The 25,020-nt window shown below is 47.4% G+C and carries 21 protein-coding genes; 6 read left to right on the plus strand and 15 right to left on the minus strand.

Translation table 11 applies throughout. From position 1 onward, the window contains the following. Positions 1-10 precede the first annotated feature (10 nt). The 7 genes from ACVA6Q_RS19370 to ACVA6Q_RS19400 form a co-directional block, all read right to left on the minus strand. Positions 11-208 (minus strand): hypothetical protein, encoded by a 198-nt coding sequence (locus ACVA6Q_RS19370; protein WP_353498140.1) that lies wholly within the window; start codon positions 206-208, stop codon positions 11-13. 78 nt (positions 209-286) lie between these two features. Further along, positions 287-1,723: an o-succinylbenzoate--CoA ligase gene (menE, locus tag ACVA6Q_RS19375; RefSeq protein ID WP_446648611.1), complete on the minus strand. Its 1,437-nt coding sequence runs from the start codon at positions 1,721-1,723 to the stop codon at positions 287-289. Further along, positions 1,723-2,727: an o-succinylbenzoate synthase gene (gene menC / locus ACVA6Q_RS19380; protein ID WP_446648670.1), complete on the minus strand. Its 1,005-nt coding sequence runs from the start codon at positions 2,725-2,727 to the stop codon at positions 1,723-1,725. The genes menE and menC overlap by 1 nt, the downstream gene beginning before the upstream one ends. Before the next feature lie 195 nt (positions 2,728-2,922). Then, positions 2,923-3,789 carry a 1,4-dihydroxy-2-naphthoyl-CoA synthase gene (gene menB / locus ACVA6Q_RS19385; RefSeq protein ID WP_353498138.1) on the minus strand — a complete coding sequence of 289 codons (867 nt, stop codon included), beginning with the start codon at positions 3,787-3,789 and terminating at the stop codon, positions 2,923-2,925. Between the two features lie 12 nt (positions 3,790-3,801). Then, entirely contained in the window at positions 3,802-4,656 is an 855-nt protein-coding gene (gene menH, locus ACVA6Q_RS19390) for a 2-succinyl-6-hydroxy-2,4-cyclohexadiene-1-carboxylate synthase (RefSeq protein ID WP_353498137.1), read from the minus strand. A gap of 8 nt (positions 4,657-4,664) precedes the next feature. Continuing rightward, on the minus strand, positions 4,665-6,383 hold the full coding sequence (menD, locus tag ACVA6Q_RS19395) for a 2-succinyl-5-enolpyruvyl-6-hydroxy-3-cyclohexene-1-carboxylic-acid synthase (RefSeq protein ID WP_446648612.1): 1,719 nt from the start codon (positions 6,381-6,383) through the stop codon (positions 4,665-4,667). Continuing rightward, complete coding sequence (locus tag ACVA6Q_RS19400) at positions 6,380-7,687, minus strand: isochorismate synthase (RefSeq protein WP_446648613.1); 1,308 nt, start codon at positions 7,685-7,687, stop codon at positions 6,380-6,382. The genes menD and ACVA6Q_RS19400 overlap by 4 nt, the downstream gene beginning before the upstream one ends. Positions 7,688-7,915: 228 nt before the next feature. Between ACVA6Q_RS19400 and ACVA6Q_RS19405 the strand changes: the two genes are divergently transcribed. The 3 genes from ACVA6Q_RS19405 to ACVA6Q_RS19415 all read left to right on the plus strand — a co-directional run bounded on the left by ACVA6Q_RS19405 (position 7,916) and on the right by ACVA6Q_RS19415 (position 11,163). Then, on the plus strand, positions 7,916-9,130 hold the full coding sequence (locus ACVA6Q_RS19405) for a pyridoxal phosphate-dependent aminotransferase (protein WP_353498134.1): 1,215 nt from the start codon (positions 7,916-7,918) through the stop codon (positions 9,128-9,130). Positions 9,131-9,211: 81 nt separating this feature from the next. Then, positions 9,212-9,796, plus strand: a complete 585-nt coding sequence (yfbR, locus tag ACVA6Q_RS19410) for a 5'-deoxynucleotidase (RefSeq protein ID WP_353498133.1) — start codon at positions 9,212-9,214, stop codon at positions 9,794-9,796. Between the two features lie 14 nt (positions 9,797-9,810). Continuing rightward, positions 9,811-11,163, plus strand: a complete 1,353-nt coding sequence (locus ACVA6Q_RS19415) for an anti-phage deoxyguanosine triphosphatase (RefSeq protein ID WP_446648614.1) — start codon at positions 9,811-9,813, stop codon at positions 11,161-11,163. Positions 11,164-11,207: 44 nt separating this feature from the next. On the opposite strand, the gene ACVA6Q_RS19420 is transcribed toward ACVA6Q_RS19415, so the two are convergent. Then, complete coding sequence (locus ACVA6Q_RS19420; protein WP_446648615.1) at positions 11,208-11,819, minus strand: tRNA-uridine aminocarboxypropyltransferase; 612 nt, start codon at positions 11,817-11,819, stop codon at positions 11,208-11,210. Between ACVA6Q_RS19420 and rrtA the strand changes: the two genes are divergently transcribed. Next, complete coding sequence (rrtA, locus tag ACVA6Q_RS19425; RefSeq protein WP_446648616.1) at positions 11,818-12,375, plus strand: rhombosortase; 558 nt, start codon at positions 11,818-11,820, stop codon at positions 12,373-12,375. The genes ACVA6Q_RS19420 and rrtA overlap by 2 nt on opposite strands. On the opposite strand, the gene ACVA6Q_RS19430 is transcribed toward rrtA, so the two are convergent. The 7 genes from ACVA6Q_RS19430 to tig form a co-directional block, all read right to left on the minus strand. Beyond that, a complete protein-coding gene (locus tag ACVA6Q_RS19430; protein WP_418642294.1) occupies positions 12,365-12,625 on the minus strand; it encodes a ComEA family DNA-binding protein in 261 nt (86 codons plus the stop codon). The two genes, rrtA and ACVA6Q_RS19430, sit on opposite strands and share 11 nt — an antisense overlap. A gap of 224 nt (positions 12,626-12,849) precedes the next feature. Further along, positions 12,850-14,709, minus strand: a complete 1,860-nt coding sequence (gene ppiD, locus ACVA6Q_RS19435) for a peptidylprolyl isomerase (RefSeq protein ID WP_446648617.1) — start codon at positions 14,707-14,709, stop codon at positions 12,850-12,852. 185 nt (positions 14,710-14,894) lie between these two features. Further along, the gene (locus ACVA6Q_RS19440; protein ID WP_006075676.1) at positions 14,895-15,167 is read right to left on the minus strand and encodes an HU family DNA-binding protein; all 273 of its coding nucleotides are present in this window, start codon (positions 15,165-15,167) and stop codon (positions 14,895-14,897) included. Positions 15,168-15,360: 193 nt separating this feature from the next. Next, positions 15,361-17,712 carry an endopeptidase La gene (gene lon, locus ACVA6Q_RS19445; RefSeq protein WP_446648618.1) on the minus strand — a complete coding sequence of 784 codons (2,352 nt, stop codon included), beginning with the start codon at positions 17,710-17,712 and terminating at the stop codon, positions 15,361-15,363. Between the two features lie 118 nt (positions 17,713-17,830). Further along, complete coding sequence (gene clpX / locus ACVA6Q_RS19450; RefSeq protein ID WP_042474030.1) at positions 17,831-19,111, minus strand: ATP-dependent protease ATP-binding subunit ClpX; 1,281 nt, start codon at positions 19,109-19,111, stop codon at positions 17,831-17,833. Between the two features lie 123 nt (positions 19,112-19,234). Continuing rightward, positions 19,235-19,858: an ATP-dependent Clp endopeptidase proteolytic subunit ClpP gene (clpP, locus tag ACVA6Q_RS19455; RefSeq protein WP_042499015.1), complete on the minus strand. Its 624-nt coding sequence runs from the start codon at positions 19,856-19,858 to the stop codon at positions 19,235-19,237. A gap of 105 nt (positions 19,859-19,963) precedes the next feature. Continuing rightward, the gene (gene tig / locus ACVA6Q_RS19460; RefSeq protein WP_429761198.1) at positions 19,964-21,268 is read right to left on the minus strand and encodes a trigger factor; all 1,305 of its coding nucleotides are present in this window, start codon (positions 21,266-21,268) and stop codon (positions 19,964-19,966) included. A 536-nt stretch (positions 21,269-21,804) separates the two neighbouring features. Here tig and ACVA6Q_RS19465 point away from each other — a divergent pair. Then, positions 21,805-23,631: a sensor histidine kinase gene (locus tag ACVA6Q_RS19465; protein ID WP_446648619.1), complete on the plus strand. Its 1,827-nt coding sequence runs from the start codon at positions 21,805-21,807 to the stop codon at positions 23,629-23,631. After that, positions 23,628-24,971, plus strand: a complete 1,344-nt coding sequence (locus ACVA6Q_RS19470) for a sigma-54-dependent transcriptional regulator (RefSeq protein ID WP_446648620.1) — start codon at positions 23,628-23,630, stop codon at positions 24,969-24,971. The genes ACVA6Q_RS19465 and ACVA6Q_RS19470 overlap by 4 nt, the downstream gene beginning before the upstream one ends. Positions 24,972-25,020 lie beyond the last annotated feature (49 nt).

The raw sequence follows: 25,020 nt of genomic DNA on the forward strand, positions 1-25,020 counted from the left end.
AGGCAGTGAATTAGGTACTGATGTTATTGATATCAGTGGAAGGTGATAGAGCATTCTTGTTTGAAGCAGACTTTGATTTCTTGTGGTTTAAGTAAAGGATCGCTGTGAGCAAAAAAGCAGTTAACTCTGCAAGCGCTTGCGACAATCCCTCAGAGGTTAATGCAAGACCTATCTGCAATCCTATCGCAATCATTAATAGCTTGTTCATTCCCTTCCGTCTCGCTTAGCCAATTCAATAGTGGATATTATGGTGAGCCTTGCTTGGAATGAACAATGCCGATTTGGACTATGAAATAACAATAAAATCCGACTGAGAAGCAGCGAGCCACTGCTTGACGTCTCGACGAGCGACTTTGATTCCTGACGAGGTCAGTTGATTTGGCATTAAGAAGTAGCCAATTGGGTGTTTGAATTTAGCCAGCAGAGGGGTGAGTAAATCACGCATTTTGCTAAGCTCTGGTTGACTCTTTGCCTGCACCAAAGCCACACACCGCGCACCAAACTCTTCATCCTCAACAGGCACTACTATTGCTTGACTGATAAAGCTCAAACTATTCAGCGCTGCTTCGACCTCTTCACAGTGAACATTTTCACCACCGGAAATAAACAGGTTGTCAGCGCGGCCGATGACGCACAGCTCTTGTTGTGTATTCCAGCAGCCAAGATCTTTGGTATCAAACCAGCCAGACTCCAGCGCAAGCGGGCTAATCTTTCCTTGCACAAAATAGCCACGAGCGAGAGTGTCACCTGCAACATAGATACGCTCGTTCTCCACTTTTAATGCTCGGTGTGGCAACAATGTACCTGAAGAAGCAATCGCGTCGACACGCTTTGCTGTTACCGTTGATGCGGTTTCTGTCATGCCATAGCCCATCCAAGACTCAATCCCACGAGCCTCTGCGCTTTCCACTAATGTCTGCGCAATCTGACTGCCACCAAGTAACACGCGTTCTAGCGAGGTTGGCCATTGATTATCGATGATTCGCTTGAGCTGAGTGGCAACGAGCGATGCATGAGTGACATTCGCAATATCTGCGGCGAAGTTTCCAGAAGCAATGTTGAGCGTTGCCCCCACAGTTAGCCAGCGCCAAACTATGGCAAGCCCGGAGACATGAAACATAGGTAGACTAAGCAGCCAAGAGTCATCAGCGGTAAAGCGAAAGCGCTGCAATAAGCCCGCTGCCGATGCGAGATGATTAGATGCACTGTGAGCGACGGCTTTAGGTAGCCCCGTAGAGCCAGAGGTAAAAACAATCGAGACAACGGGTTCGGTCATCTCAATGGCATTTGTTAGCTGTGAGTTCGCTTTAGAGCTGTCATCATCGGATCTTTCGATGCGATAAAGCTCATGCTCATCACGCTGAGCCGTTAACTCATCCCATTGACAGTTACCCCAGACATTCGCCGGCTTATCAGTGCGATACAAGGTATCAAATTTAGCGATAAGCTGAGACTTGGGTTGGTCATTGAGCAAGGCAGGAATAACGCCGTGAGCGAGGCAGGCAAGATATCGAAGTACCAAGCTCTGCTCAGCTCTGCCAACAAGACATACGACATCACCAGGTGCTAAATCTTGTTCAACTAAGCACTGGCCGAGTGATTGAATTTGCTCACAAAGCTCATGCCACGTCATAGCGTGAGCTTGGTTTTTAATCGCAATCTTGTCCGGAGTGAGCTGCGCCCAATGCTCCCAAAGAGGGAGCGGTGGATTAACGGACGTCATTAAGCCTCATTATCGCCATGTGACTGCCAATACACGGTTTGCTCTGCCAGCGTTTGTACTGGCAGCAAACATCCAGGCCATGGCGTTTCAAGCTGAGCGCCAAATAGCTGCATCGTATCCAGCCCTGGTGTTTCTTCTGGATTGAGCCAATTTGCCAATCGTGCAAGCTGCCCAAGTCCGACACTCGACTCAAGGCTAGAACTTATCACCACTTGAATGGCGTGCGCTTTTGCTTCTTCGACCAGCGCCATGCACTTGTCGATACTACCAACTAAGGTCGGTTTTATGATCAGTGCTTTCACGCCTGTAAGGTGTTTGACCGCAAAATCACTCTGGTGAACCGCGGCTTGCAAGGTCTCATCCCAAGCGATAGCAATGCCAGTATCAATCGCGAACGACACACTGTCGCCGGGCTGCTGGCAAGGCTCCTCAATAAAGGCAATACGCTGCCTTAGCGATGGAGCGACATATTTGGCGAACTGTTTGGCTTTTTCTAGCGTCCAAGAGCGGTTCGCATCGAGCCTTAATGTGAGGTCTGGTATGGATTCTAGCAACAGACTAACAATCATCCCATCACGGATAGCTTCGTAAAGGCCAACCTTAATCTTGGCGACTTTCTTGCCTTGCATGTTATTGAGCTTAGGGATCAGCTCATCTGGGTCACCACTGCACAGTGGCGCTGCTCGATAGTTACCTTCCGCAGGTAGCTTACCGCCGAGCTCTAGCAATGCTGCCGAGAGACCAAACGCCACCGATGGGTAACAGCTTTCGATATCGGTAGGTTGATTGTGTACCCATAATTCGAGTTGGGCTTGAGCTTGAACGCCAGCCGCTTCTAGCGACTCTTGACTGAATCCAGGTAACGGGGCGATTTCACCCAATGCAACGCGGCCGTTGTCACTGAGTTCTACAACCCACCCTTCCCTTGCAGTGAGCTTTTGCTCGCGAAGAATAACACCGCTGTCCATAGGCAGACAGTAGCGATAGAGTTTTGCTTGTCTCATGGTCGTTCCCACTTCATAAGAAGTCATCACAGCCACCTTGAGAAGAACGGTGACTATGAACAATACACCGGGTTAGGCCGCGGCATGGGCTAAGAGTTCCCCAAAAAATGGTATTCATGCACTATATTGAGCGCTCTCTCAACCAACCGCTACCAAACGTAAATAGGCTGCCAAAAGGCAGCCATTACAGTTGTGTTATGGGTTTCTTGGGAACTTGTCAAAGTCAGGGCGACGTTTTTCGTTAAACGCGTTGCGACCTTCCTGACCTTCTTCTGTCATGTAGAACATCATGGTTGCGTTACCCGCAAGCTCCTGAAGACCAGCTTGTCCATCACAGTCAGCATTCAATGCCGCTTTCAGACAGCGAAGCGCCATTGGGCTGTGCTGAAGTACTTCACGACACCAGCGTACGGTTTCCTTCTCAAGATCAGCAATTGGCACAACGGTGTTAACCAGCCCCATGTCCACGGCTTCTTGTGCGTCGTAGAAACGACATAGGAACCAAATCTCACGCGCTTTCTTCTGGCCAACGATACGCGCCATGTATGACGCGCCCCAACCGCCATCAAACGAGCCAACTTTTGGTCCAGTTTGACCAAATTGCGCATTGTCTGCAGCAATCGTTAGATCACACATCATGTGCAGTACATGACCACCACCAACGGCCCAACCCGCTACCGATGCAATGACAGGTTTTGGACAAGTACGGATCTGACGCTGGAAATCCAATACATTCAAGTGGTGAGTGCCTGAATCATCTTGGTAGCCGCCGTAGTCACCACGAACGCTTTGGTCACCACCAGAGCAGAACGCCTTCTCACCAAGGCCAGTTAGGATAATAACGCCGACACCTTCATCGTAGCGTGCATCCGCTAACGCTTTGATCATTTCATTGACGGTACGTGGCGTGAACGCATTGTGTACTTGCGGGCGAGCTATGGTGATTTTTGCAATGCCATCTTTTGACTTGTGATAGGTGATCTCTTCAAAGTCACCTGTTACATCAGCCCAATCAACGGGTGCGTATAGCTCTTCTTCTGTTAATCCAACGGTTTTAGCCATGATCTATTCCAATTATTTTACTGAGCCTAAGCTCATTTGTTCTAGATAAGTGCGCAGCCGCAAGACAAAAGCCCGTGGCTGCTCTTTGTGTACGTTGTGGCCTGCACTGGCAATAGGTTCGTAATCAAGCCCACTGCCAATGGCAAGCTGAGTAAATTTGTTATCGAACTCACCACAGATATAGAGTGGTTTGCGATGTTCTGAGAACGACAATGCTTTCACGCTCGGGAGTAAGTCAGGCTGCTTCGCCAATGACGTGGCCAGCAACATGTCGCTCAATGCACTCCCAAGGTTAACACTGCGCTTAGCAATCAAAAGTTGTCTTTGCTCATGATTTAGTGAGGAAAACACCGCTTGCTGATACCAATCGGCCAAAACCGCGCCAATCTCTTCCTGCTTGAAGCGCTGAGCCCATAGGCTATCGCTACGCCAACGCGCGTTTTTTTGTTCATCGTCAGGCAAGCCAAAATTGCCTCCTTCAATCACTAAGCCATTAACATTTAGTTCATTAATTGTTTCGTGTATCGCGCGGTGCTTGGTCATCAAATACATCAAAAGGCGTGCACCAAGTGAGTAACCAACCAAACAAACCGGCATTGTTGCACTCAATTTATGTGCTTGAATACAGTCTAGTATTGTCGCAGTAATCATTCTGCAAACTTGATCAAAACTTACGCCTTGAACTGGGCAACTTTTTCCGTGACCAGGAAGGTCGATCGTCAGCCGATGATACTCAGGTAACACTTGATTGACCGCATCCCAGTCATCACCTGCCCCTAAAAAACCATGAACAAACACCACCAAAGGCGCTTCGGGCGATGAGTGGGCGGGTGTATAGCGATACGCTAACCGTTCAGGTGTAGGCATAACGGATGTCATTGGGCATAACTAACATCATTAGCCACACTTCTCCCAAGCTGGCGAATCATCTCTCCAACTTCGTTAGGTTGAGTGGTCACTTCTAATAACAAAGTACCTTCACCCTGAGAGAGATGGTGAGCCACAGCAGACTCTAATTCAGATTTGTCTTGTGGCGCATGATAGCGCAGACCAAATTGCGCCGCTGCATGATGAAATTGGTAACCATGAGGCATTTGATAATACTGTGACTTCTGCTCTGATGGCGCGGGAAGCATGTCAAAAATAGCGCCGCCATCATTGTTGGTCACGACAATCACACATGGTTTATTAGAGCGTGAGAACAGAGCTAACGAATTCAAATCGTAAAGTAGTGAAGTATCACCGATGTACAACACTAACGAGCGTTCACTCCCCTTTTGCACTCCAGCTGCCGTTGCCACCAGACCATCGATGCCGGAAGCTCCGCGATTACTGTAGGTTTCAATCGCAGGCAGAGACGTCAGCATATCAACCAAGCGTACAATCAAACTGTTACCGATAAACAAATCCACACTGTCTGGCAGCGCCTCAACACTTCTCGCCACATCAAATTCAGTTAAATGTGGCGTGCTAAGGAATTTCGACCTCACCGCTTCTGAAGCGTCAATGAGCGACTCTGCCCAGCCTGAATGTTGAGCTTGTGGAAGCACCTTTAATGCCGCACTGAGCCAATCCTTAACGTTGACACAAAGCTGCTTTTGTCTGAGGTGACTTGGATTTAGCCGATCAAGCACAGGGGTAAGTAGTACGTACTCGCACCCTGCTTCGGCTTGATGATCAATCCAGCTCAATAATCGCTTTGACACCAGTCTTGACCCGACTTGCAAGATAAAATCAGCCTGCGCCAGCTCAGCATTGGCCGCTTTATTTTGCAGCCAAATATCATAGCGCTGCCAACGCTCGCTCACACCCGATTGAGGATCGCAAAGCACCGGCCAACCAAGCTGATTAGCAAGCGCTAGCGCCTGTTTTGCCTCAGCAAGGCGAACGCTGCCAACAACGATAACGCCTTTACGCGAAGCAAGGTCGAGTGACTCAGCGTCTTGGGCGATATTATGCAGCCTGTTTTCGGTGTAACCAGAGAAGCAATCACTGCTTGCTTGCCATGCACTAACGCTGGCTAGGTAGTCAGCAAATACTGTTTTATCTTCCCCGCCATAAAGAGGCTCAGGGAATGGGCAGTTAATATGAATGCTACCGCCACGCAGTCTTTGCTCAGCAAAAGCATAATCGATGGAGGTGAGAAGCCATGGCAAAGGCACTTGTGTCGATGGCGAAGGCAAATCAAGCGCGTGACTCACATGCGAAGAGAATATGCCTGTTTGCTCGATAGCTTGGTTAGCACCGCAGCCGACAAGCTCTACAGGTCTATCGGACGTAAGTAATATCAGTGGTTCTTTGGTGAGCTTGGACTCTGCCACTGCCGGCAATAAGTTCGCAACAGCGGTACCAGAAGTGACGATAACGGCCACTGGGCTTTGCGTACGTTTAGCCAGCCCCAACGCAAAGAAACCGAGGCCGCGCTCATCAAAATGAGTGTGTAGAGTGAGCCCTGAATGTTCAACCGCCTCTAAAGTAAGCGGCGTTGAACGTGAGCCTGGAGCGATACAAACATGTCTTACGCCTTGGCGATAACACTCTTCCAGTAATGTTTGTGTCCAAACACGATTGAGCGCGGCTTGATGGTGGCTCATGAAGCCACTCCAAGAGACGGGTTATCAGAGATAAGGCTGAGCAATGTCGACATTTTCTTGTCTAACTCTTGCCATTCGTGTTCGGCAACTGAACCAGGAACAATGCCCGCACCGGCAAACAATTGAACCTCATCTTTCATTAGTAAAGCGCTGCGAATGGCAACGCAAAACTCAGCGCGCTCATGGCTTAAATAACCCACAGAGCCTGCGTACCAGCCCCGAGCAAACGGCTCTCTTTGTTCAATAAACGCCATCGCTTCGTTGCGAGGCAAACCGGCGACCGCCGCTGTCGGCTGAAGTGCTTGCAGTAGCTGTACCGCATTTATGCCTTTGTTTAACTGAGCGACAATATTGCGCTTTAAATGCTGCACCTTTCGAAGACGTACTAAACGAAGCTCTTGTTCTAAATGAACCTCGTCGGAATGAGGTGCTAAGCTTTGCAAAATGTCATCAACCACGTATTGGTTTTCGTTGATGTTTTTCACATCTTGCGTCAGCCAGTTAGCCAGCTTCATATCATCCGCTGCATTATCACCGCGACCGATCGTGCCCGCTAAGGCTTCCGTCTCAAGCTGCTGACCCACTCGGCGATAGAGCCGCTCTGGTGTCGAGCCAACAAATGCCAACTCTTTGGAAAGCACCATCATAAAATGGAAGCTATGATGATTTTCTCGATAACTGGCTTTGAGCAATTGTGCTGGTGAAATAGGCTGTTTGACATCAACCGTGGTTTTGCGCGCGAGTACAACCTTCTTGAACTGATTATTTTCAATGCCTGTTAGCACGTCACCAACGAGTCGGTGCCACTGCTGCTCACTAGGAGTATGAGTTAGGCTCGAAATGGATGTGGCAAGCGGTGGCAACTCGGCAACATCTATTACCAACTGCTTGAGCGCTGCTATTGCTTTCTCGACGCTCATACTGATATTAACGGCAATACGCCAGTTTTGATCGAAGCGTATCAGTTCAACTTGCGGCAAGAAGAAAAAGGCTGACATGCAGCGGCGATTTTTGTCTGTATGGCCATCGAAGGAACGCCCACCCCATACACGCTGGTTTTCTGCCAAGATAGTGTAAGCGGGAGCGGCTTCAGAGAATGTGTGTAATTGACCTAGCGCCACTACCTCTTCGCGAGTGTCGCGGGATTGCCAATAAAACTTCGGATAATGAGGTTGCGCTTCCAGCCAGTCGATGCAGTGAGACTTGGGACGTCCCTCGATGTCTTGCTCCAGTCGTTTACAACCTTGTGGGGCAGTTTCAAGTTTGCTGACAAGTTGAGCGATAGCTGTTGTTAACTGAGACAAATCAACCTCATAACCTTAAAATTTGTTCCTATATACACGAAATACTCTATTTCTACCAACCCTATAGATCAAGCCACAAGGCGATTAATTGCTCATGATGTCAACCTGCTCACATCTCCGCCTTTTGGCAGTGTGCTTTATTTTCCACTTTGATCAGATTTTTATTCTTTCAAAAGCCAATTTGGTGTAATTTAGTAAAGAAATTATCGAATTTTTAGGAATTAAACAATGAAAAATATCGGGATGTCGTCAAAACTCGATAATGTCTGCTACGACATTAGGGGTCCTGTACTCAAACATGCTAAGCGCATGGAAGAAGAGGGACATAAAATACTGAAACTCAATATCGGTAACCCGGCCCCGTTTGGTTTTGACGCCCCTGATGAAATTCTAGTCGATGTCATCAGAAACCTGCCTACTTCACAAGGTTACTGTGACTCTAAAGGTATATACTCCGCTCGCAAAGCTGTAGTTCAACACTACCAACGCAAGGGCATTCACAGCCTCGACGTTGAAGACGTTTACATTGGCAACGGCGTTTCTGAGCTTATTGTAATGGCGATGCAAGCGTTGTTAAACAACGGCGATGAAATGTTAGTTCCCGCTCCTGACTACCCACTGTGGACTGCAGCGGTGTCACTTTCTGGTGGCAACCCGGTGCACTACCTATGTGACGAAGAAGCGGACTGGTATCCGGATCTTGATGACATCAAGAAGAAAATCACGCCAAAAACGCGCGGCATTGTTCTTATCAACCCGAACAACCCTACCGGCGCAGTCTACAGTCGTGACTTCCTGCTAGAAGTCATCGAAATTGCACGCCAGCATAAACTGATTATCTTTGCTGACGAGATTTACGACAAAGTTCTTTATGACGGTGCCACTCACACTTCAGTCGCAACATTAACAGAAGATGTGCTTGTGATGACCTTCAACGGCCTGTCCAAGTCTTATCGCGTTTGTGGCTTCCGCGGCGGCTGGATGTTCATGACCGGACCAAAGGAAATGGCAACAGGCTACGTCGCTGGCCTTGAAATGCTGGCTTCGATGCGTCTTTGCGCCAACGTACCTATGCAGCATGCTATTCAAACCGCGCTAGGGGGTTATCAGAGTATCAATGAGCTTATCTTACCGGGTGGCCGCTTACTTGAGCAGCGCGATAAAGCGTATGAGTTGATCACTCAGATCCCTGGTGTATCGTGCGTCAAACCAAAAGGCGCAATGTACCTTTTCCCGAAAATCGACACTAAGATGTACAACATCAAAGACGATCAAAAGATGGTACTCGACTTCCTCAAGCAGGAAAAAGTGTTGCTGGTACAAGGCACTGGCTTTAACTGGCCGAAGCCGGATCACTTTAGAATTGTTACTCTTCCACATGTGGAAGACTTGGAAATGGCGATTGGCCGATTTGAGAAGTTCCTGTCTACCTACAGTCAGTAACTCTTTCATATTGATACAATAAAGCCTATTCTTAATACGCGCCCAACCTTTACTGGGCGCGGATTAAGGGGAAAACGTTGTATGAAAGAAAGTCACTTTTTCGCTCACCTCGCTCGCATGAAACTGATCCAACGTTGGCCTCTCATGCGCTCAGTCTCTACCGAAAATATCTCCGAACATAGCCTGCAAGTCGCGTTTGTCGCTCATGCCCTTGCCATCATCAAAAACAAGAAGTTCGGTGGCAATACCAATCCAGAACGCATTGCGATTTTAGCGATGTACCACGACACCAGCGAAGTATTGACCGGTGATTTACCCACGCCAGTCAAATACTACAACCCAGAAATCGCCAAAGAATACAAAAAGATAGAAGCCGCTGCCGAGCACAAACTGTTGTCACTTCTACCGGATGAGTTTCAAGAAGACTTTAAGCCATTTTTGCTCTCCAACGCCGCTCACGAAGAGGACTCACAAATAGTGAAGCAGGCGGACTCTATCTGTGCGTATCTCAAATGCCTTGAAGAACTCAGCGCAGGCAATCATGAGTACGCGCTCGCCAAGAAACGCTTGGATGAAACGCTGCAACAACGAAAAACGCCGGAGATGGATTACTTCCTTCACACTTTCGCCCCAAGCTTCGAACTGTCACTCGACGAAATTAGCTAGCACCAGGAGAGATAATGACATTAGGTAACTGCACTCCAAACGCCATTTCTCTTGATCCATTAGACATCTGGCAAGTCAGGCACAGTGACGAGCACAAACTTCGCCGCAACGATCATCGCGACCCTTACCAGCGCGACCGAGCACGCATCCTTCACTCCGCTGCATTTCGCCGCTTACAAGCAAAAACGCAGGTTCATGGCACGGGCGTGAATGACTTTCATCGCACCCGATTGACACACTCTCTGGAAGCCGCGCAAATTGGCTCTGGCATTGTGGCTCAGCTCAAGCAAAAGCAGCCACAATTCGCAGAGTTACTGCCAAGTGATGCGTTAATCGAGGCATTGTGTCTGGCGCACGACATTGGCCACCCGCCCTATGGCCATGGTGGTGAAGTAGCACTGAACTATATGATGCGAGAGTATGGTGGCTTTGAAGGTAACGCCCAAACGTTTCGTATCGTGACCCAGTTAGAGCCTTATACTGAAGCCCACGGGATGAACTTGACTCGAAGAGCCTTGTTAGGGCTTTTGAAATACCCTGCATTTATTAGCCAAACGCGCACGGACAAGCAGCCTCATGCTGTGGCCAATCAGCGTCAGTTGAAAGCCAAAGACTGGTCGCCAGCAAAGGGGATCTACGATAAAGACTCGGTGCAGTTCGATTGGGTACTGCAGCCGTTAACCCCGCCCAACAAGGCGCTATTTCAGACCATGCGCGCACAGCAAACATCACCTCTAGGACATCGCAAAACTCGATTTAAATCGCTCGATTGCTCCATTATGGAGCTTGCTGATGACATCGCTTATGGCGTCCATGATTTGGAAGATGCGATTGTGCTGGAGCTTATTGATAAGCAGCGATGGCAGCAAAGTGCGGCAGAAGCGTTAAGAAATCTAGAACCAAACTGGTTAACCCAAAATATTGATTCTATCTCTGAGCTGTTATTCTCCGGTAAGCACTATGAACGCAAGGACGCCATTGGCGGTATCGTCAATGCGCTATTGACCAGTATTAGAGTCGAGCCAATACCAGACAGCCAATTTGAGAGTCCGCTACTGGCATATAACGCCTACCTTGAAGAAGGGATGGCTGCAGTGCTTGATGTGCTCAAACAGTTCGTTAGTCAGTATGTGATTCAAGTGCCAAGGGTTCAAATTTTTGAGTATAAGGGGCAGCAAATCATTATGGATCTGTTTGAAGCCTTTAGCGCCGATCCTGAGAGACTGTTGCCTGAGTCGACGTGTCAGCTGTGGAGAAAAGCCTGTGGCCAGCATGACGATGGCATGCGCGTCATCGCCGACTACATCTCGGCCATGACCGATGGCTATGCGCAGAAGATGCATCAGCAATTATTTGCGGCAAGCTAAGATAAGCCACGGAAGCGTTAAGTCGCCACTAACGCTTCCCTGAACTAACGCTTCCCTGAATAATTTCGCTCAAACACACCTTTTGGCATATTGTCGATTTGAAAGCCGATCATCTCATTGAACGCTGTAATTAACGGCGTAAAGTCGACATTAGGTTCAATCGACTCAAGCAGATGAAAGCCTGCTTCAACCGTCGACAGCGCATTACTTGATGGGGCTTTTCGAATACGGTAGTCACCTATCAAATCATCGGCAAGTTTTACAAGAGCTAGCGAATGTAAGTTGGTCGATAGCTTCCACATTTTAAAGGCTTTCTTCCACGTCCCATCAAGCAGTATCACGCGGAGCGGTTTATGCCCCGCCTCAGTTTTCACCTCAGACACTGTTCGCGCACCCTCTCCCGGATAGAGAACCACACTTTGATAGCGCTTATCGTCCAGTAACGTATTGAGCTCGTCATGCTGACTAAAATCTTCGCCAATAAACAAACGTGCATTCTTAAGGGAAAGCGACAGAATGCGTGCCGTACCCAGTGGTCGCTTTTCTTCACTGCTATGCTGCAAAATGATCAATTGTGTGTCACAGTGGATGCGTTCTATCCACTGACAAATACATGCCCGCTTAGCTTTGAGGCATTTTGGACAATAACGAGACATGGACACTTCTTTCGTCATAAGGCTATCGCTGTTTAGTTTACTGTGCGCATTACTGCAAATCCCTGCGCTACAGAACTGGGTTGAATGGAACAAACTGGCGATATACTCCGGCCAGTGGTGGCGGATAGTAACAGGAAATTTCTCACACACCAACTTAGCACACCTTGGCATGAACCTAGCCGCTCTCTGGGTGATCTGTTATCTGTTTCGTCCCAACTGGCGCCTCCTAGTATCAGTCACCCTTTTCAGCGCCGCTGTAATTGGCACTGGTCTGCTCCTTAGTTCACTCAGCTACTATTTGGGACTCTCTGGCATTTTGCACGCTATCTTCGCGTTTTGGGCGCTTAAAGAGTCTCTTGAGGGTCGAAAATCAAGCTGGCTGTTGGTGATTGGTGGGGGGGTGAAAGTAGGATGGGAGCTGTATTTTGGTGGGTCGGCGGCAACATCAGCGTTAATTGAAGCCAATGTGGCAGTACAAGCCCACGCTATTGGATTAGCCGCGGGCTTTGGATTGGCACTACTCTACCACTATCGCAGCGCAGCCGTTAAAGGGTAATTCGGTCGCGGTTTTTTTCTACCGTCGCTGCGCCGATGCCTTTGACCTGGGTTAAATCATCAGCAGACGTGAACTTACCGTGCTGCTTGCGATAATCAACAATCTTTTGCGCCTTCTCAATACCGACTCCTTTTAAGAGCTCTGCCAGCTCCTCTGGCTCGGCTTGGTTAATATTTACCGTAATGTCTATACCTTCCAGTTTGTCACCGTCAGCAGCCCATACAGTGGCGGTAGGCGCCGCTAGCAACATAACTGCAAGCCAAAGTGTTGTTAGTAATTTCATGATTGTCCCTATTTTTAGTTGGTTTAGGAGTGAGCCAACATAAGGGAAGCGAATTTGGAAGGAAGTCTGACAGGGTGAAACTATAACGGACTGCATAAGCAGTCCGTTATTATTGAACTATCAGTTACATTCAAGTGTGAATGAACCAATACTGTCTCAGCTTACCGAGCTGGTAATAGCTAAGCACCTGATTATTGAGCGTCTAGGAAGTACTCAATTTCAGTGTTACTGCGTAGGATAGCAATCACAGAGCTGATGTCTTGCTGAGTCGCCTCACGAATCATCTGTGCACCAATTTGCTCGTTGTAAGCACTGTTGTAATCTGACATCACTTTGTTCAGTTCAACGACAACAACATTGCCTTGCATGTCTTTAGTTTGAGCGAAGCTTGCTGCACCTTCTTCTGGTTTAGACATTGCGAACACAGTACCTGCTAGCGGTGAACTGCGATCGATAGTTTCTAGCTCACCAAAGGTTAGACCGTTTGCGTTAAGCGCATCCGACTTGCCTTCTTTAAGCTCATTAACCAGTTGAACACCAAGTTCCATTGCCGCTTGCTCACCTTTCACTTTCGCTAGCTGAGTTTCAACTTGCTCTTGCACCTCTTCGATAGGAAGTACAGTTTGCTCGCGAAGGTCGTCAACACGAACCACAATGATGTGCTCAGGAGCCACTTCCATCACTTCAGAGTTCAGGCCATCTTCTTTCACTTCTGGTGATTGAATAGCTTGCATCACTGTCGCTGACTTCAAGATTTCAGGAGCATCGATTTGCGAGATAAAGTCAGTCGTTACCACCTTCTGGTTAACGGCCTCTGCTGCGTCATCCAATGAATCTGGGTATTCGAACGCGACTTTCTCTAGCTCATTTTGCAGACTGTAGAACTCATCAATCGCAACTTGGTCTTTAAGCTCAGCAACAATCTCAGCTTTCACTTCAGCAAGTGGCTTAGATTCTGATGCTTTCACCGCGTCCAATTGAATGATGTGGTAACCGAAGTCAGATTTAACCAGACCAGTGCGATCGCCAACGTTAACCAGTGCAAATGCGGCTTCTTCGAACGCAGGATCCATAACGTCACGTTCAATCCAACCTAGTGAACCGCCTTCTTCAGCACTGCCGATATCTTCAGACTTTTCTTGCGCTAACGTTGCAAAGTCTGCGCCTGCATTTAGCTCATCAAGGATAGCTTGTGCTTTCGCTTCATCATCACCTTGAACAAGAATGTGGCTAACTTCACGTTGCTCATCCGTCGAGTACTTATCTAGGTGCTCATCGTAGTATTGCTGAACATCTTCATCTGTCACTGTTACGCTGTCTTTAAGCGCTTGTGCTGATAGCTCGATGTAAGATACTTTTACTTGCTCTGGGCGAGTAAATTGAGCAGGGTTTTCTTGGTAGTACTGCTGGACTTCTTCGTCTGTAATCACGGCTTTGTTAGCAAACTCTTCAAGCGATAGCGTAAGAGTTTTGATGTCACGTGTTTGAGTCAGCAGTTTGCCTTGTGTTTCAATTTCACTTGGCAATGTGAATTCGCTGCCTTGAAGTGCGCTTAGCAATTGGCTACGCACTAGGTCACGACGAAGGTATTCTGCAAAGCTGTCAGCAGTGAAACCGGCACGACGTAGCGTTGCTTGGTAAAGTTCTGAGTCAAATTTGCCGTCGTTTTGAAACTGCGGCATTTCAAGCATCATAGTACGAATTTGAGAATCGCTGATGCGAAGACCTAGAGATTCCGCGTGTTGCTCAATGAGCACATCGTCGATCATGCGATCGAGGACCGATTTACGGAAAGAAGCGACATAGCTTGGGTCGCCAAGTAGAGTCGAGAAGTACTCGCCCATTTGCGACTGCATACGATTACGCTCGTTTTGATACGCCTGCTCAAACTCGCCACGACCGATCTCAACATTACCCACTTTGGCAGCTGTGTTACCGATACCGCCAGCGATATAGCTGCCAACACCTGCAAACACAAAAGACAAAATAATGAGTCCTAAGATAATTTTAACCGCGATGCTATTCACGCCCTCGCGAATTCGCTCCATCATAATTTTATTACTCTCCAGAAAGGAAGGGTTATCTTCAACTGCATGGGATAATATCAGAAAAAGAAATGCGCATCAGTAAGATGCGCATATTTAAAAAAGGTTCGACTTTATTTGTCGATCAAGCTTGTTGAAAGCTTAATTTTTGTGCAGTCAATCCAAGACTTACGACTAACTGCAACAAAAGATTAGTTACAAGCGTCTTTAAGCGCTTTACCCGCCTTGAATGCAGGAACTTTAGCTTCAGAGATTTGGATCTCTTCGCCAGTTTTTGGGTTGCGACCAGTACGAGCAGCACGAGTACGTACGCTGAATGTACCAAAGCCAACTAGAGCCACTTGATCACCTTCTTCTAGAGTAGTGCTAACTGCTTCGATGAAAGCGTCTAGTGCACGACCAGCTGAAGCTTTAGATAGATCTGCGTTTTCTGCGATTTTTTCCACTAATTGTGTTTTGTTCACTGTGTTTCCCCTTTCTGTTACCTAATTATTATTTTTAAAGGTAACGTTAGTTCCATTCTCGTAGTTAAAGACTCCAAGCCTTGTCCATCAAGGGCTTCAGAGTTACATAGCTAAAGTTAGTGCCACAAAAAAACGCTGACAAGCTTTTTTTACTTATCAGCGTATTTCTTTTAGCTAAATTTGGGGCACATCACTATTTTACAGGCTCAAACGCCGCTCCAAGCGGTGCTCGCTCAAGTGCTACCTCAAGAACTTCGTCGATCCATTGAACAGGAATTACCTTCAAATCAGCAATTACGTTGTCAGGAATTTCTTCTAGATCACGTTCATTGTCCTTTGGAATCAACACGGTTTTGATACCACCGCGGTGTGCAGCAAGCAGCTTCTCTTTCAAGCCACCAATTGGCAGTACTTCGCCGCGCAAGGTGATTTCACCTGTCATCGCCACTTCTGCTTTCACTGGATTACCCGTCAAGCTTGAAACCAGCGCGGTACACATAGCGATACCCGCACTTGGGCCATCTTTAGGTGTTGCACCCTCTGGTACGTGTACGTGGATATCACGCTTCTCGTAAAAGTCAGTGTTGATACCCAGCTTTTCAGCGCGAGAACGAACGACCGTCATCGCTGCTTGAATAGACTCTTGCATCACATCGCCAAGTGAGCCCGTTTGCGTTAGCTTGCCTTTACCAACCATCGATTCTGTTTCGATAGTCAGTAAGTCGCCGCCTACTTCTGTCCAGGCTAGGCCAGTCACCTGACCAATACGATTGCTGTCATCAGCTTTGCCGTAGTCGAAGCGCTGTACGCCAAGATATTCTTTCAGATTGTCTTGGTTGACCGTCACTTTCTTCAGTGCTGGGTCAAGCAGGATGTTCTTCACCGCTTTACGACAGATCTTCGAGATTTCACGCTCTAGGCTACGTACGCCCGCTTCGCGAGTGTAGTAACGGATGATGCCGATGATCGCAGAGTCTTCAATTTCGATCTCGTGCGGCTTCAGACCATTGCGTTGTACCTGTTTCGATACAAGGTGACGCGTTGCAATGTTAAGCTTCTCGTCTTCGGTATAACCTGACAGACGAATCACTTCCATACGGTCTAGAAGAGGGCCTGGGATGTTCATCGAGTTCGACGTCGCCACAAACATGACGTCAGACAGATCGTAATCCACCTCAAGGTAATGATCGTTAAAGGCATTGTTTTGTTCTGGATCTAGAACCTCAAGCAGAGCAGATGAAGGGTCGCCACGCATATCCGATGACATCTTATCGATTTCATCAAGCAGGAACAGCGGGTTCTTAACACCCACTTTCGACATTTTCTGAATCAGCTTACCGGGCATAGAACCGATATAGGTACGACGGTGACCACGGATTTCCGCTTCATCACGCACGCCGCCAAGCGCCATACGAACGTACTTACGACCTGTTGCGGCTGCAATAGAGCGACCTAGAGAAGTCTTACCTACACCTGGAGGACCAACAAGACAAAGGATTGGGCCTTTAAGCTTGTTAATGCGGTTTTGAACCGCTAAGTACTCAAGGATGCGCTCTTTCACGCGCTCTAGACCGTAGTGGTCTTCATTCAGTACTTCTTCTGCTTTAGCGAGATTTTTCTTAACCTTAGAGCGCTTCGCCCACGGTACGCCTACCATCCAATCGATGTAACTGCGAACCACGGTTGCTTCCGCTGACATAGGAGACATCATCTTAAGCTTCTGCAGCTCTTGTTCTGTCTTCTCTTTTGCTTCCGCCGGCATTTTTGATTCTTCGATTTTCGCTTTTAGCGTCTCGAACTCATCTGGCGCATCATCAAGGTCACCCAGCTCTTTCTGGATAGCCTTCATTTGCTCATTCAAGTAGTACTCGCGCTGAGATTTCTCCATCTGCTTCTTAACGCGGCCGCGGATTCGCTTCTCAACTTGTAGCAAGTCGATTTCAGATTCCATTTGCCCCATCAAGAACTCGAGACGCTCAGTCACATCAAGTAGCTCAAGCACTTGCTGTTTATCAGCAAGTTTTAATGGCATATGTGCAGCGATGGTGTCTGCAAGACGCGCTGCTTCATCAATTCCACCCAGAGAGGTGAGCACTTCTGGTGGGATTTTTTTGTTGAGCTTGATAAAGCCTTCGAACTGGTCAATGGCGCTACGCACAATGACTTCTTCTTCACGCTCTTCAAGTTCAGGAGTAATTAGGAATTCTGCATCCGCAACAAAAAAGTCTTCGTCACGGTAGCTGCTGATGTTCGCTCGTTGCTGACCCTCAACCAGTACCTTCACTGTACCGTCAGGCAATTTGAGCAGCTGTAGAATCGTCGCCACTGTACCTGTAGTGTACAGGTCATCAATTTTTGGCTCTTCAGTATCTGCTTCTTTTTGAGCTACTAGGAGTACTTGCTTGTCATTGTCCATCGCAGCTTCTAAACAGCTGATCGACTTTTCGCGGCCAACAAACAAAGGAATCACCATGTGTGGGTAAACCACAACGTCGCGCAGAGGCAATACCGGGATTTCTATACGCTCGGAACGTTCCAAGTTCATATTATTCTCTCTTCCGCTTAGTATTATTTTCAGTATATGGGGGCGTAATCGTTGGATTCAATAAAGAAAATAAAAAAAGGAGGTAATCAATACCTCCTTTTTGAGTGAACTTGGCAAATTACTCTGCGCTTGCCACTTGATTGTCGTTGTTGGTGTAGATAAGTAGCGGTTCTGACTCGCCATTTATCACGCTTTCATCGATAACCACTTTGCTCACATCGGTTGCCGATGGTAGCTCATACATGGTTTCTAGAAGCACGCCTTCAAGGATTGAACGTAGGCCACGAGCACCTGTTTTACGCTCCATTGCCTTGGCAGCAATAGCACGCAGTGCATCTTCGCGGAACTCAAGTTCAACACCTTCAAGCTCGAACAACGCGCCATACTGCTTAGTCAGGGCGTTCTTAGGCTCGTTTAGGATTTGGATAAGTGCATCTTCATCAAGTTCAGTCAGGGTCGTTGTGACCGGAAGACGTCCAATGAACTCAGGGATAAGGCCGTATTTCACCAAATCTTCTGGCTCTACTTGAGTGAATAGCTCACCAACGGTTTTGGTTTCGTCTTTAGAGCGAACTTCCGCGCCAAAGCCAATACCCGTACCTGTCGCTACACGTTGGTCAATCACTTTATCTAGGCCGGCAAACGCACCGCCACAGATAAATAAGATTTTAGACGTGTCCACTTGCAAGAACTCTTGCTGTGGATGCTTACGACCACCTTGAGGTGGTACAGAAGCGATAGTACCTTCAACCAGTTTAAGTAGTGCTTGCTGAACACCTTCGCCAGACACATCACGTGTGATTGACGGGTTTTCAGCCTTGCGTGAGATCTTATCGATTTCATCGATATAAACGATGCCACGCTCTGCTTTTGCTACGTCGTAGTCGCACTTTTGCAGTAGTTTCTGAATGATGTTTTCTACGTCTTCACCAACATAACCGGCTTCGGTTAGTGTTGTTGCGTCGGCCATAGTGAATGGAACATCAAGGAAACGTGCAAGCGTCTCAGCAAGTAGCGTTTTACCACTACCCGTTGGACCGATAAGAAGGATGTTACTCTTACCGAGTTCAACACCGTCAGCCGTTGTATCACCATTGCGCAAGCGCTTGTAATGGTTGTACACGGCAACAGAGAGAACTTTCTTCGCATAGTCTTGACCGATTACGTAATCGTCTAGGTGCGCGCGAATGTCTCTTGGCGTTGGCAACGCTTCAGATTCCTTCTTCGGCAGCACATCTTTGATTTCTTCACGGATAATGTCGTTGCATAAATCAACGCATTCATCGCAAATGTAAACAGACGGACCTGCGATTAGCTTGCGAACTTCGTGCTGACTTTTACCACAGAAAGAGCAGTACAACAGTTTACCGCTACCGCCCTCTTTGCTTTTATCTGTCATTCGCTAACCTCTTAGCCTTTACTTTCTATGTTTTGAGTGTATATCAATTTAGACTATATTGCGCCCGAGAATTCATTTTTCAAGGGCAGCAATCCAGTCTTATTTCACTCAAACGATGACGGGTTAACCGCGATGGGTTAAAACTTCGTCGATAATACCGTATTCAGCTGCTTGAGCCGCTGACATGAAGTTGTCACGGTCAGTATCTTTTTCAACCACTTCGATTGGTTGACCCGAGTGCTCAGCAAGAAGTTTGTTTAGCTTCTCTTTGATTGTCAGGATCTCTTGCGCGTGGATCTGAATGTCTGACGCCTGACCTTGGAAACCACCAAGTGGTTGGTGAATCATTACGCGAGAGTTTGGTAGCGCAAAGCGTTTACCTGGCGCACCACCAGCAAGTAGGAAAGCACCCATCGAGCATGCTTGACCAGTACATAGCGTGCTGACGTTAGGCTTGATGAACTGCATGGTATCGTAGATAGACATACCCGCAGTAACACTGCCGCCTGGTGAGTTGATGTAAAGGAAAATATCTTTGTCAGGATTTTCTGATTCTAGGAAAAGCATTTGGGCGACGATGAGGTTCGCCATGTTGTCTTCCACTTGACCAGTCAAGAAAATGATTCGTTCTTTTAGTAGTCGCGAATAAATATCGTAAGAGCGTTCGCCACGGGAAGTCTGTTCAACCACCATAGGTACTAGCGCGTTCATAATTGGCGACATTGCATTTTTTTCTTGGTAGCTCATATTCTTATGTCCCTAAAATAAATGGCCCGGATGATAAACATCATACGGACCATTGTTAGCAGAGAAGTCGACTCTAAGTCAACCTTCTATACAAGATATTGCTTATTAAGCTGCAGGCTGTTGGTTCATTAGCTCGTTGAAGCTAACTTCTTTGTCAGAAACCTGTGCTTTAGCTAGGATCGCGTCGATCGCTTGCTCTTCTAGTGCAACGTTGCGCATGTTGTTCATCATTTGCTCGTTTTGCTCGTAGTAAGCGATAACTTCTGATGGATCTTCGTATGCCGTTGCCATTTCAGAGATAAGCTCTTTCACTTTCTCATCGCTAGCTTCTAGCTCTTCAGACTTGATCACTTCACCTAGAAGAAGACCAACCACTACGCGGCGCTTAGCTTGCTCTTCGAATAGCTCACGTGGAAGCTGTGCAGCTGCTTCTGGGTTGCCGCCGAAGCGTTGTGCAGCTTGCTGACGTAGAGCACCGATTTCTTGATCGATTAGCGCAGCAGGAACGTCGATGTCGTTCTCTTTAACTAGACCGTCAAGAGCTTGCTCTTTGATGCGGTTCTTGATTGCTTGCTTAAGCTCGCGCTCCATGTTCTTGCGAACTTCTGCTTTAAGAGCGTCAACGCCACCTTCAACAACACCGAACTTAGCAACGAACTCGTCGTTGATTTCTGGTAGTTCTTGAGCTTCAACCTTGATTACTTTGATTAGGAACTTAGCCGCTTTACCTTTTAGGTTTTCAGCGTGGTAATCTTCTGGGAAGTTTACGTCGATTTCGAACTCCATACCCGCAGTCTTACCTTGGATACCGTCTTCGAAACCTGGGATCATGCGACCAGCGCCCATCTCTAGTGGGAAGTTCTCAGCTTTACCGCCTTCGAACTCTTCACCGTCGATAGAGCCAGTGAAGTCGATAGTTACACGCTTGCCGTCTTCAGCAGCTTCTTCAACGTCAGTCCAAGATGCTTGTTGCTTACGTAGAGTTTCGATCATCTCTTCAACGTCTGCGTCTTGTACTTCAGTCGTTGGTTTTTCAACAACAACGCTCTCTAGACCCTTAAGTTCTACTTCTGGGTACACTTCGAAAGTTGCAGTGAATACTAGATCTTTACCAGCTTCGTTCTCAACAGGAGCGAAAGTTGGTGCACCTGCTGGATTGATTTTTTCAGAAACGATTGCTTCGATGAAGTGACGTTGCATAACTTCACCCATCACGTCTTGACGTACTGCTTGGCCGTACATTTTAGCAACCATCTTCATTGGCACTTTGCCTTTACGGAAACCATCGAAACGACGGTTTTTCGCGATGTTGCGTAGTTCAGCTGTCACTGCGTCTTCGATGTTAGCAGCAGGAACAGTAATGTTTAGACGGCGCTCTAGGCCCTCTAGAGTTTCAACAGTAACTTGCATTGTATAAACCTCAGTTTGGCTCAGTGTTGGCTGAGCGTATGAGCGTCAATATCTCTAAGATATTTCCGCTTCATCCTTGTTAGTACCCAAAGGTACTTCTTTAAAATGAGCATCGATAACCAGTCAGCGGCACTTTATAGAGCACCTTGCTTTGGTTATCGGACTAATGAGTGACGTCTTCGTCATGCTGAACGGGTCAACTTAAAGGCATCTCTGATTAGTCTCAGGACAAAATTTCAGACGCGACATTCTAGCGATCTCCACCTACCCTGTCGAGTCGAAGTCGGGTCAATCGACGCTTTTGTCGCTAATTACTCAAAGAATTGGGGAATCATTGCTGTTTTCTCCCAAGTCCACATTGAAATGGGGACAATATCGTCTTTTTCAAGAGATTGAAGGGCTTTTTTTAGTGAAAGACTAAAAAAGAGATCTTGCTCCTGTTTTGCAGCTTTTTCACCTCTCAGAATTCATAACTTTTTCGCCACATGTTAGTCACATTCGTTAACCTATAGGTGTTAGGCTGTAGAGGTAGTTTCATGCGATTAAAACGAATTTTAGTGAGCTTTATAGCGCTGTTTGTTTTTATCTCCACTGCAGCGGGGCATTGGTACTGGCATCACAGCTTAGAGACGATGCAATTACAGCATCAAAACTGGCTCAATCGCTTTGTTGAAACAATAGATAGCAAGCTCGACAAATACCGTCATATTCCCCAACTTTTATCTCAAGACAAAGAGTTAGTCGATGCATTGCAAGCACCCAATAACTCGGCTCAAATTGAAGTGACCAATCGTTACCTGCAGCAAGCGAACAAAATCATTCTTGCCTCCGACACATACCTGCTGGACCGCTACGGTAACACTATCGCTTCGAGTAACTGGAACCTCCCCCATTCCTTTGTCGGCAAGAACTTTGCTTTTCGCCCTTATTTTCAATATGCGATTGAAGGCAAACAGAGCGCCTACTTTGCGCTGGGTTCTACTTCAGGACAGAGAGGATACTATTACTCGTTTCCCGTAACTTATGCCGCAGACCACATCGGCGTGGTCGTGGTGAAAATGGATCTCTCTTCCATTGAGCGAAGTTGGCAAAGCGACACCAGCATTTACGTGGCCACCGATAGCAACAACATTGTGTTTATGTCTAGCGACTCTGAGTGGCTATTTAACAGCCTAACGAATATTGACGAAGACACACTCACCACCGTCCGAGACTCTAGACAATATCTGCAAACCCATATCAAAAGCCTCGGCTTTCAAGGTGACCTGTTGGCAAGCACTACCTTGCTTACCAATCCCAAAGGGAACCTCTTTACTAAGCACTACTTAGCCACTCAACGGGAGTCTGGGATTCCCAATCTGATACTGCGCGTGCTGACGCCACTATCTGCACTCTACGTCGACCTGTTCGGTTTTATCAGCGTGCTGGCTTTGGTGTTTATTTCAATCTATCTGTTCGTCGCCCTTGCCGAAAATCGCCGCTACCGCCACAGGCAAATCGAGCAACTGCAAGCAGAAGCGAAGCAAAAACTTGAATTTCAAGTGATGGAAAGAACAGCGAAGTTACATGTAGAAATTGATGAGCGTGTCAAAACCGAAAAAGCGCTTCGACAAGCTCAAGATGAGTTGGTTCAAGCGGCCAAACTGGCGGTGCTAGGGCAGATGTCTGCCAGCATTAGCCATGAGCTTAACAATCCACTCGCCGCTATCCGCAGCTTTGCTGAAAATGGTCAGCGCTTTATCGACAAACACAAAGTCGATCGAGCTAAAGATAACCTTAGCCGTATTGTTGCCCTTACCGAGCGAATGGCCAAGATCAGTCAGCAGCTCAAATCCTTTGCCAGACGCAGTGATGCCAATGAACTTAGTGAAGTGAAATTGGCGCCCGTGGTGTTTTCGACTATTGAGCTTATCCAACCGCAGCTTAAGAGCCATCAGGTTAAACTGGATTGCGTCGTCGATCAGCAAGATATCCTAGTCCTCATCAACCCAATTCAACTTGAACAAGTGCTGATCAATCTAATGACCAATGCCATGCAAGCGATGGAGAATTGCACCGAAAAGCGGTTAAATTTAACTATAGAGCTCACCGATTCGGCAGTCATGATCCATGTTGACGATTCGGGCCCGGGACTGGCCGATTACTCCTCGCCAACCCTGTTTGAGCCTTTTTACACCACCAAAGAAAACGGCTTAGGGCTTGGGCTTTCGATCTCACAGCAAATTATTCACAACCTCGATGGACACATCCATGTCAGCGAGTCCGCTCTTGGTGGCGCGCGCTTTAGCGTCGAACTACCTTTTTCTCAATCTATAAAAGCATCCAATCAACCCGCCAAAACATCCACAAGGAAGCCTGTATGAGCCAAGTGTTTTTTATTGATGATGAATCTGATATTCGAATCGCCTTGGAACAAAGCTTCGAGCTTTCCGATATCGACGCAAGGTGTTTTGCCAGTGTTGAGGATGCCCTACTCGCTCTCAAGCAAGAAACACCCTTGGCCATAATTTCCGATATTCGCTTACCAGGTTTGTCAGGTTTAGATCTACTCAACACCATCAGTCATCATTACGATGGTATTCCTGTAATTTTGATTACTGGGCATGGCGATATTTCCATGGCCGTTCAGGCAATCCAAGATGGTGCTTACGATTTCATTGAAAAACCGTTTTCCGCTGAACGCTTGATTGAGACTACCCAAAGAGCAATTGAAAAGCGCCACCTTACCTTAGAGAACGAACAGCTAAAACGTTCTCTAAAGGCAAGCCAAACGCTAGGTCCGAGGATCATTGGCAACACCCCTGTAATTCAAACTCTGCGTGAGACGATTGGAATGATTGCCGATACTGATGCCGATATTCTGCTCTTTGGTGAAACGGGAACAGGGAAAGAGTTGGTCGCCCGTTCGCTGCACGAGCAAAGCAGTAGGCGCGATGCTAACTTTGTCGCCGTCAACTGTGGTGCAGTGCCTGAAAACTTAATTGAAAGCGAACTGTACGGTCATGAGAAAGGGGCATTTACTGGTGCAGAGAATACTCGGATTGGTAAGTTTGAACATGCCCAAGGGGGCACACTATTTCTTGATGAAATTGAGTCAATGCCAATGCAGGCACAGATCCGCTTGCTACGTGTATTACAAGAGCGCGCTATCGAGCGAGTAGGTTCCAATACCCTCATCCCACTAAATATTCGCGTCATCGCAGCAACCAAAGCAGATCTCAACCAAGCGTCATTGGCGGGTGATTTTCGCCAAGATCTCTATTACCGCCTCAACATCGTCACGCTTGACCTCCCCCCGCTTCGAGACCGAAAAGATGATATCGCAGCGCTTTTTCACCACTTTCAACTGGTCGCAGCATCGCGTTATGGCAAAACCGCCAACGCACTCTCCGCGGCAGAACTCAGCCAATTAATCAGCCATGATTGGCCTGGTAATGTTAGAGAGCTGAGAAACTGTGCCGAGCGTTTTGTCCTGCTTGGTAAAATTCAAGCCGGTAATGCCCAAAATGATGACCAAGAGCGTGGCCAAAGCCTCGCTGAACAGGTGGGATTGTTTGAAAAAAGTGTCATTGAGCAGGCTCTGGTCGACACCCATGGCAGCATCAAGCAAACCATGGAAAAGCTCAATGTCCCGAGAAAAACATTGTACGATAAAATGCAGAAATATCAGCTTATTAAGGAGTCCTACAAAAGCGACGACTAAAATAAGGTAGAACTGTGATACATATCTCCTATACTTGAAAGTGTAGCCA

The sequence above is a fragment of the Vibrio sp. DNB22_10_4 genome, assembly GCF_052879755.1.

Excerpts from the sequence above, each read along its gene's own strand:
- ACVA6Q_RS19420 (WP_446648615.1), bottom strand. The coding sequence starts at position 11,819 with ATGTCTCGTTATTGTCCAAAATGCCTCAAAGCTAAGCGGGCATGTATT.
- menD (WP_446648612.1), bottom strand. The coding sequence starts at position 6,383 with ATGAGCCACCATCAAGCCGCGCTCAATCGTGTTTGGACACAAACATTA.
- clpP (WP_042499015.1), bottom strand. The coding sequence starts at position 19,858 with ATGAGCTACCAAGAAAAAAATGCAATGTCGCCAATTATGAACGCGCTA.
- menC (WP_446648670.1), bottom strand. The coding sequence starts at position 2,727 with ATGAGACAAGCAAAACTCTATCGCTACTGTCTGCCTATGGACAGCGGT.
- ACVA6Q_RS19465 (WP_446648619.1), top strand. The coding sequence starts at position 21,805 with ATGCGATTAAAACGAATTTTAGTGAGCTTTATAGCGCTGTTTGTTTTT.
- ACVA6Q_RS19405 (WP_353498134.1), top strand. The coding sequence starts at position 7,916 with ATGAAAAATATCGGGATGTCGTCAAAACTCGATAATGTCTGCTACGAC.
- tig (WP_429761198.1), bottom strand. The coding sequence starts at position 21,268 with ATGCAAGTTACTGTTGAAACTCTAGAGGGCCTAGAGCGCCGTCTAAAC.
- clpX (WP_042474030.1), bottom strand. The coding sequence starts at position 19,111 with ATGACAGATAAAAGCAAAGAGGGCGGTAGCGGTAAACTGTTGTACTGC.
- ACVA6Q_RS19470 (WP_446648620.1), top strand. The coding sequence starts at position 23,628 with ATGAGCCAAGTGTTTTTTATTGATGATGAATCTGATATTCGAATCGCC.
- lon (WP_446648618.1), bottom strand. The coding sequence starts at position 17,712 with ATGAACTTGGAACGTTCCGAGCGTATAGAAATCCCGGTATTGCCTCTG.
- rrtA (WP_446648616.1), top strand. The coding sequence starts at position 11,818 with ATGGACACTTCTTTCGTCATAAGGCTATCGCTGTTTAGTTTACTGTGC.
- menE (WP_446648611.1), bottom strand. The coding sequence starts at position 1,723 with ATGACGTCCGTTAATCCACCGCTCCCTCTTTGGGAGCATTGGGCGCAG.
- ACVA6Q_RS19370 (WP_353498140.1), bottom strand. The coding sequence starts at position 208 with ATGAACAAGCTATTAATGATTGCGATAGGATTGCAGATAGGTCTTGCA.
- menB (WP_353498138.1), bottom strand. The coding sequence starts at position 3,789 with ATGGCTAAAACCGTTGGATTAACAGAAGAAGAGCTATACGCACCCGTT.
- ppiD (WP_446648617.1), bottom strand. The coding sequence starts at position 14,709 with ATGATGGAGCGAATTCGCGAGGGCGTGAATAGCATCGCGGTTAAAATT.
- menH (WP_353498137.1), bottom strand. The coding sequence starts at position 4,656 with ATGCCTACACCTGAACGGTTAGCGTATCGCTATACACCCGCCCACTCA.
- ACVA6Q_RS19430 (WP_418642294.1), bottom strand. The coding sequence starts at position 12,625 with ATGTTGCTAGCGGCGCCTACCGCCACTGTATGGGCTGCTGACGGTGAC.
- ACVA6Q_RS19415 (WP_446648614.1), top strand. The coding sequence starts at position 9,811 with ATGACATTAGGTAACTGCACTCCAAACGCCATTTCTCTTGATCCATTA.
- yfbR (WP_353498133.1), top strand. The coding sequence starts at position 9,212 with ATGAAAGAAAGTCACTTTTTCGCTCACCTCGCTCGCATGAAACTGATC.